A 4,810-nucleotide genomic window follows, 5' to 3' on the forward strand; every position below is an offset into this window, starting at 1 on the left:
GGGCTCTCGTGGCTCTGGCGGAAGTAAAGGTTCTAAGGGCTCTCGTGGCTCTGGCGGAAGTAAAGGTTCTAAGGGCTCACGTGGCTCTGGTGGAAGTAAAGGTTCATATGGCGGGTATGGTTATGGTGGCAAAAAAGGATCAAAGGGCAGTAAGGGTTCTAGCGGTAGCAAAGGATCCAAAGGCAGTAAAAGCTCACACGGTTCCAAAGGCTCCAAGGGCAGTAAAGGATCGCACGGTAGCAAAGGACCCAAAGGCGGGAAAGGCTCGCACGGCTCCAAAGGGTCTAAGGGCAGTAAGGGTTCTAGCGGTAGCAAAGGATCCAAAGGCAGTAAAGGCTCATACGGCTCCAAAGGGTCAAAAGGCAGTAAAGGCTCACACGGTTCAAAAGGGTCAAAAGGCAGTAAAGGCTCACACGGCTCCAAAGGGTCAAAAGGCAGTAAAGGCTCACACGGTTCAAAAGGGTCAAAAGGCAGTAAAGGCTCACACGGATCAAAAGGGTCAAAAGGCAGTAAAGGCTCACACGGTTCCAAAGGGTCAAAAGGCAGTAAAGGCTCACACGGTTCAAAAGGATCCAAAGGCAGTAAAGGATCGCACGGTAGCAAGGGCTCAAAAGGAAAAAAATAATATATCTCAAACCGGTACTATCGGAGTACCGGTTTTTTGTGGCTGCCAGAAAATCGTAAGATAGTTGCCTATTAAGGCACCCTCTAGGCATTGGTTTAGCTACTAAAAGTAGGCGTCTATCCGACCATTATTTTAATAAAATTTCTAGATACCTGCTGATTTACATAAATTCAAGATATTCGTTTAGTTCAAGCCCCTAAGGAACTACGTATGATAAAGCAAAGGACAAGAGAAGACAGAAAAGGAGAATTCTTAGAAAGAAATTATAGTCAACTGAAGGGAGAGAAATAACCTATATGTATCATCCATCGACGGTGATTATTACCATATTTGCTTTTTTTCTGACAATGGTAATGATATTTATCCGTCCGAAAAATATGAATGAAGCGATTCCAGCAACGATTGGGGCATTCATCGTAATGTTAAGCGGCAGCGTTTCGCTAACTGATTTGTTGGATATAAGCTCGAAAGTAACAGGAGCGGCGGTAACGATTATCGCAACCATCGTTATGGCCATTGTACTGGAAAGTTTCGGCTTCTTTAGATGGACGGCAGCACTTATGTTAAAGGTATCAAAAGGGTCCGGAATTCGTTTGTTCTGGTATACATTATTACTATGTTTTTTGATGACAATGTTTTTTAACAATGATGGCAGTATCTTAATTACCACACCAATTCTCATTCTGATTTTTAAAAATATCGGTTTAAAGAACCGCGAAAAGATTCCCTATTTATTAAGCGGTGCCTTAATTGCAACTGCTTCTAGTGCTCCAATAGGCGTAAGTAATATCGTAAATTTAATTGCTCTAAAAATCATCGGAATGGATCTCTATCTACAAACAGCCATGATGTTTGTTCCCGCTACGATAGGACTACTATTTTTGGCTTATCTGCTCCTCCTCGTTTTCAAGAAGGACATCCCTAAAGAAATCAGACTTCATTCCTACACCTTGCCACTGTTAAATAACAACCGCTTTCATCCACTACAAAGAAAAAACGAGGATATGTTTGAGAAACAAAAGAAACTAATGATCCAAATGCTCATCTTTGTATTTATCGTTAGGATCAGCCTATTTGTAGCCTCATTTTTGAACATTTCTGTTTCATTGGTAGCTGTTCTTGGTTCAATCATTTTATTAATCTGGAGATGGATTCATTTAAAGAAAAATCCAAAAGACGTTTTAACCAAAATTCCATGGCATGTCTTAATTTTCGCTTTCAGCATGTATATTCTAATATATGGATTACACAATATTGGATTAACGACCCTGATGGTGGACCAACTAAGTTCCATAGTAAATGGCAGTTTACTTCACGCCAGCGTAACCATGGGAATCATAACAGCCTTCTTATCCAATATTTTTAACAACCATCCTGCCTTAATGGTTTCTACGCTGGCATTAACTGAAATGGGATTAGAACCATTATTAACCCAGACCGTCTACTTGGCTAATATTATTGGGAGTGATATCGGTTCCTTAATCCTGCCTATAGGTACCCTGGCAACATTACTATGGATGGATATTCTAAAGAAGAATAATATAAAAATAACCTGGTTGGAGTATATAAAAGTTACCATTATTGTCATTCCGCCAACCTTAGTCTTCACACTCCTAAGTTTATACCTATGGTTACTACTCGTCTTTGTATAAAAATAAGTGCAAAGGATTCACCTTCAGGGGGGTCCTTATTTTTCTTTATTTTTGAAGGAGATTTTAAAAATCTTTGTAAAAAATGGATACAACAGATAACCAATGAAAAATCCAAGCACATTTAAGATGAGGTCATCAATATCCAGACTGCCTCTCTGAGTAATATATTGAAGTAACTCTATCAATGAAATAACGAGTATAGGGATATAAGCCAATTGAAAAATCGTCCGTACTTTCATTTTCAGAAAAATCCCAAACGGAATGAACAAGCCTATATTTGCCGCCAAATTATAAAAGGAAATCAATCCGTTCACTTTTCCGGATAAATAATAGCTGATGGTGGAAAAGGGCACAAGGTTAATAGCCTGATAGATTTGGTCACTGGGTCGAAAAAATAGCAAAATGAATAAAGCAAGAGAGTAGAGTAATAATAGAATACGAACTTTTGAATAGGGAAGATCTAAGGTTTGTTTGCGAATAAATAAGACTAAGCAGAATACTGCCATAACTAAACAAAATAAATAACACCTAAAACGACCGGGTGAAGATAGACCATTAATTGGAAAAGTACAGGAGACAATATAAGAAATAGTGTAATAGATACAATCAAGGATAATAGAAATGACTTTTTCATTGAACGGACCTCTTTAACGATTTCTTTCATTATATCACCCATTCCATTATTCAAGGAAGGATAGCGGCTACCCAACATATTAAAACACACGTTGAATCAGTCCTTTCAGCAGAAAGGACTTTTTTGATTATGCAAATTAATCAAATTTTCCAATAAAAAACTTGAACTATTATATACGTCCTTGAATATATTTAATCAAAGGTGAAAAGGATGGGTTGTTGATGAGTATCCTCGTTAATCATTTGTCAGAACCGCGCCGTAAAATCATTGGCCTGTTAAAATATAAAGGAACGTCGACGAATAGCGAAATGGCTGGAAGTTTGGATATTAGTGGCGAAGCCGTACGTCAACACCTCGTACAACTAGAAAAAGAAGGGTGGGTTACACGCTTTTCTGAGAATAACGGTGTTGGTCGTCCTTTATGGCAGTACCGCTTAACCACAGCAGGAGAACATCTATTCCAAAAAAATTATGATCATTTAACGATTGAGGTTTTCGATACATTAACACTTTTGGGAGAGGATGTACTAAAAAACTTGCTATCTGCGATGATTGAGGAAAGAATTCACCAGTGGGAACCAAAGTTAACAGGACTAAGTACGATCGAACGCCTAAACGTATTAAAGGACTTTTATAAGAAAGATGATTCGTTTATGGAAGTTGAAAATAATGATGATTCTTATTCCCTTATAGAGCGTAACTGTCCATTCCATAATGTTGCCATGAAGCGGCCAATACTTTGCAGTGTAAGCGTCTCTGTTTTAACGCACTTATTAGGGTGTTCTGTAAAGAGAGAGAAGCGACTTCAAAATGGTGATGGATGTTGTGCTTTTCGGGTAATTTTGAATGAACCTATTTCTGAAAACACATCACGTATCATCATAGAGGATGAGTAATCCTATAAATCAAAAAGGGATGATGTGGTCATGAAGAGTGAGCAGCTGCTTTTTTTATGTGAAAAGTTTCCACATTTATTTAACAAGCAAACAGTTGAGGAAAATGGTAACTTAGCCAATGTTATTACTTTTTCTGAAGCAATAAAACAATTAATAACACTTTGCGGTGATGACCCAGAGCGTGATGGATTACAGGAAACTCCATATAGAGTTCTAAAAGCATTCCTTGAGTACACGGAAGGATATCATGAAGACCCTAAACTTCATTTAGAAAAAACTTTTGATATCCACCATAAGGGGCTTATTCTAATAAAAGATATCGAGTTTTATTCTTTATGCGAACATCATTTTTCTCCATTTTTTGGAGTTGCACATATTGGCTATATCCCAAAGGAGAAAATAACTGGACTTTCCAAAATGGGGCGTTTGGTGGAAGGCTATGCTAAAAGATTTCAGGTCCAGGAGCGACTTACCACACAGATAGCAGATGCCATTGAAGAAGTATTAGAACCAGAAGGAACAATTGTTGTCGTAGAAGCGAAGCATATGTGTATGTGCAGCAGAGGAATTAAGAAGGCGAATACTGTTACCACAACATCAAGTATTCTTGGTATCTATGAAAACCGACCAGATCTTCGGGCTGAATTTTATTCACTTATAAAAAACGCAAGGGAGTAAGGATATATGGAAAATAAGATCAAAATTTCTGATAATGGTCCATTGGAAGTAAGCGGTGATTTTCAATTATTTGATTCAGAAGCCAATGAGTATACGAAAAAGGCAAAAGTTTATCTTTGCAGGTGTGGACTGTCCAATAAGAAACCATTTTGTGATGGGTCTCATAAAAGAGAGGGATTTGAAAGCAGCCCAAGAGCTTCAGGATAATAATTAAATAATTAGAACCGGATGACATCCATATGATGTCATTCAGATTGTCGAGAAAGGGTATCTTTCTCGGCAATTTTTTATTTTATCAGAGTCTAACCTACGATTTTTCAAAAAA

The 4,810-nt window shown here is 38.0% G+C and carries 7 protein-coding genes; 5 read left to right on the forward strand and 2 right to left on the reverse strand.

Going from position 1 to position 4,810, the window contains the following annotated elements:
* Both MLOOGBEN_RS18490 and MLOOGBEN_RS18495 read left to right on the forward strand, forming a co-directional pair.
* A partial coding sequence (locus MLOOGBEN_RS18490; protein WP_218781246.1) for a hypothetical protein occupies positions 1 to 689 on the forward strand: 689 nt, incomplete at its 5' end.
* A 232-nt stretch (positions 690 to 921) separates the two neighbouring features.
* Complete coding sequence (locus MLOOGBEN_RS18495; RefSeq protein WP_179159738.1) at positions 922 to 2,277, forward strand: arsenic transporter; 1,356 nt, start codon at positions 922 to 924, stop codon at positions 2,275 to 2,277.
* A 35-nt stretch (positions 2,278 to 2,312) separates the two neighbouring features.
* Here the strand turns inward: MLOOGBEN_RS18495 and MLOOGBEN_RS18500 are convergent, their stop codons facing one another.
* Both MLOOGBEN_RS18500 and MLOOGBEN_RS29355 read right to left on the reverse strand, forming a co-directional pair.
* On the reverse strand, positions 2,313 to 2,783 hold the full coding sequence (locus tag MLOOGBEN_RS18500; protein WP_179159739.1) for a VanZ family protein: 471 nt from the start codon (positions 2,781 to 2,783) through the stop codon (positions 2,313 to 2,315).
* A gap of 2 nt (positions 2,784 to 2,785) precedes the next feature.
* Complete coding sequence (locus tag MLOOGBEN_RS29355; protein ID WP_256989164.1) at positions 2,786 to 2,911, reverse strand: hypothetical protein; 126 nt, start codon at positions 2,909 to 2,911, stop codon at positions 2,786 to 2,788.
* 221 nt (positions 2,912 to 3,132) lie between these two features.
* Between MLOOGBEN_RS29355 and MLOOGBEN_RS18505 the strand changes: the two genes are divergently transcribed.
* The 3 genes from MLOOGBEN_RS18505 to MLOOGBEN_RS18515 are packed head-to-tail and all read left to right on the forward strand — an operon-like array spanning position 3,133 to position 4,692.
* A complete protein-coding gene (locus MLOOGBEN_RS18505) occupies positions 3,133 to 3,807 on the forward strand; it encodes a helix-turn-helix transcriptional regulator (protein WP_179159740.1) in 675 nt (224 codons plus the stop codon).
* Between the two features lie 30 nt (positions 3,808 to 3,837).
* The gene (gene folE, locus MLOOGBEN_RS18510; RefSeq protein ID WP_179159741.1) at positions 3,838 to 4,485 is read left to right on the forward strand and encodes a GTP cyclohydrolase I FolE; all 648 of its coding nucleotides are present in this window, start codon (positions 3,838 to 3,840) and stop codon (positions 4,483 to 4,485) included.
* A gap of 6 nt (positions 4,486 to 4,491) precedes the next feature.
* Positions 4,492 to 4,692, forward strand: a complete 201-nt coding sequence (locus MLOOGBEN_RS18515; RefSeq protein WP_179159742.1) for a CDGSH iron-sulfur domain-containing protein — start codon at positions 4,492 to 4,494, stop codon at positions 4,690 to 4,692.
* Positions 4,693 to 4,810 lie beyond the last annotated feature (118 nt).

Origin of the sequence: Bacillus sp. EB106-08-02-XG196 (assembly GCF_013396335.1) — a bacterium.
Lineage (GTDB): Bacteria > Bacillota > Bacilli > Bacillales > Cytobacillaceae > Neobacillus.

Coding starts and splice junctions, on each gene's coding strand:
- folE (WP_179159741.1), top strand. CDS start 3,838: ATGAAGAGTGAGCAGCTGCTTTTTTTATGTGAAAAGTTTCCACATTTA.
- MLOOGBEN_RS18515 (WP_179159742.1), top strand. CDS start 4,492: ATGGAAAATAAGATCAAAATTTCTGATAATGGTCCATTGGAAGTAAGC.
- MLOOGBEN_RS29355 (WP_256989164.1), bottom strand. CDS start 2,911: ATGAAAAAGTCATTTCTATTATCCTTGATTGTATCTATTACACTATTT.
- MLOOGBEN_RS18505 (WP_179159740.1), top strand. CDS start 3,133: ATGAGTATCCTCGTTAATCATTTGTCAGAACCGCGCCGTAAAATCATT.
- MLOOGBEN_RS18500 (WP_179159739.1), bottom strand. CDS start 2,783: ATGGCAGTATTCTGCTTAGTCTTATTTATTCGCAAACAAACCTTAGAT.
- MLOOGBEN_RS18495 (WP_179159738.1), top strand. CDS start 922: ATGTATCATCCATCGACGGTGATTATTACCATATTTGCTTTTTTTCTG.